Origin of the sequence: Actinosynnema sp. NPDC023658, assembly GCF_040639995.1 — a bacterium.
Lineage (GTDB): Bacteria > Actinomycetota > Actinomycetes > Mycobacteriales > Pseudonocardiaceae > Actinosynnema.
The window spans coordinates 1-2372 of the sequence record NZ_JBFAAX010000850.1; the positions used below are offsets into that span (position 1 = coordinate 1).

The window sequence follows — 2372 nt, forward strand, 5'->3', positions numbered from 1 at the left end:
GGCATCGCCAAGTGGACCCGACCGCCCTGGTCGGTGACGTCGACGTCACCGGAGACCCGGCCGACCTCGGCGCCCCCGGCGTCCCGCAGGCTCGCGGTGACGCGGTGCTTCCCGGTCGACCCGCCGGCCTTGTGGCCGATCTCGACGGCGGCGGAGAGAGTCGCGTCGGTGTAGCCGGCGTCGAGGTCCGTACGCAGCTCGACGTCACCGACGTAGGTGGCGGGCGTCGAGTGCAGGCGGACCGAGCGGAAGATGCCCGAGTACCGCCACTGGTCGACGTCCTCCAGGTACGCCCCCGCGCTCCAGCGGTGGACCTGCACGGCGACGCGGTTGCGGCCCGGCCGCAGCGCCGACGAGATGTCGAACTCCGCCGGCGTGTACCCGCCCTGGTCGTAGCCGACGTACTCGCCGTTGACCCAGACGAAGTAGCCGGACGTCACGCCCTCGAAGCGCAGGAACGTGGTGCGGTCGGTCCAGTCGGCGGGCAGGTCGAAGTCCCGCGCGTAGGCGCCGGTCGGGTTGATGTCGCGCGGCACGCGGGGCGGGGCGTCGGGCTGGATCTCGGTGGCGATGTTGCGGAAGATCGGGTGGTCGAGGCCGTCGGTCTGCCAGGTGTGCGGCACCGTGACCTCGCGCCACCCGGACGTGTCGTAGCCGTCGTCGTGGAAGCCCGCCGGGACCTCCTCCGGCCGCTTGGCCATCGCGATCCGCCACTTGCCGTCCAACGACCTCGTGTACGGCGTGTCCTCGGTGCGGCGGACCGCCGAGTCGACGTCGGCGTACGGGCGGAGGTAGGCGTGCGCCGGTTCCTGGCCCTCGGCCACCATGCCGGGGTTCTCCAGGTAGGACGAGTAGAGGTCGTCGGGAGGAGCGGCGGTGGCGGTGCCCGGACCTATCGCGACCGCGGAAGCACCCAGAACGAACAAGACGGTGGCCACAGCGCGCACACGCGACATCCAGAACCTCCATGTTCGACCAGAACCACACAAGACTGTTCAGCGGCTCGCCGTGCGTCAAGGGGTATTGCCGTCTTTGCGCAGAGAAGAGCAAAAAGCGCTACGCCGACCGCGACTCGACCGGGATGGGTCGATGTTTGTTCTTGTTTACTTCACCGTCGTGGCAACCAAGCCGAGCCCGGTCGGGCCGGAGGGCATCGGCGGCAGAACCGGCAGTGGCCGTTCCAGTCCACCCCGGACGGCCATCACACCATCACCCGCCCGTCCGGCACGGCGGCGCCGACCGGCGCTGGACCTTCCGCCGCATCCCGGCCCGACCGATGTGTTAACGCTAACGGCAGGTCGTCGTCGATTCAGAGCAGTGATGGCCCCACAACGCGGGTTTGTTACTTAGTGGAACCAACTATGGGGTGGTGCCACGACCGTCGACGAAGCCTGTTAACGCTCTCAACTTTGCCGGTCCTCAATGGACTGTTCGGCACCACCGGTCCGCACGCTGACGTATTATGATCGGTCGATGGTCACCATCGCCGACGTCGCCCGAGCGGCCGGGGTATCGCCCAGCACCGTGTCCTACGTGCTGTCCGGCAAGCGCTCGATCTCGGAGACCACGAGGCGTCGGGTGCACCACAGCATCCGGGTGCTGGGCTACCGCCCGAACGCGGGCGCGCGGGCGTTGGCGAGCAACCGCACGAACGTCCTCGCCCTCGTCGTGCCGATGCGCACGGACCTGAACGTGCCGGTGCTCATGCAGTTCGTCTCGGCCACCGTGACCGAGGCCCGCAGCCACGACCACGACGTGCTGCTGCTGACCGCGGACGAGGGGCCGGAGGGCCTGCACCGGGTCACCGCCTCCTCGCTCGCGGACGGGATCATCGTGATGGACGTCGAGGCGGCCGAGCCCCGCGTGCCGGTGCTGCGCGAGCTGGCCCGCCCGGCGGTGCTGATCGGGGTGCCGGACGACCCGCAGGAGCTCACCTGCGTCGACCTCGACTTCACCGCCGCCGGGTCGGACTGCGTGCACCACCTGGCCGACCTCGGTCACCGCGACATCGCGCTCATCGGCCCCTCCCCCGCCGTCTACCAGCGCGGCACGAGCTACGCGGGCCGGTTCCTCCAGGGGTTCCGGGTGGCCGCCGCGAGCCGCGGTGTCGAGGCCGCCACGCTGGCGTGCGTGCCGACCTACGACGGGCTGCGTGACTGCCTGGACGCCCTGCTGGTGCCCCACCGCGCGGTCACCGGCCTGGTGGTGCACAACGAGGCCATCCTCGGCCCGCTGCTGTCGGAGCTGGCCCGGCGGCGGCTGCGGGTGCCGGAGGACGTCTCGGTGCTGGCGGTCTGCCCGCCGGACGTCGCGCAGGCGCAGAGCGTGCCGCTGTCGTCGGTCGACATCCCGGCCGTCGAGCTCGGGCGGAT

At 70.6% G+C, this 2372-nt stretch carries 2 protein-coding genes; one reads left to right on the plus strand and one right to left on the minus strand.

Translation table 11 applies throughout. From position 1 onward, the window contains the following. The coding region (locus AB0G02_RS35525) for a sugar-binding domain-containing protein (protein WP_360803433.1) at window positions 1-956 on the minus strand (956 nt) is incomplete at its 3' end. Between the two features lie 517 nt (window positions 957-1473). On the opposite strand from AB0G02_RS35525, the gene AB0G02_RS35530 reads away from it, so the two are divergent. Further along, window positions 1474-2372, plus strand: an 899-nt coding sequence (locus AB0G02_RS35530) for a LacI family DNA-binding transcriptional regulator (protein ID WP_360803436.1), incomplete at its 3' end; no start/stop codon positions are given.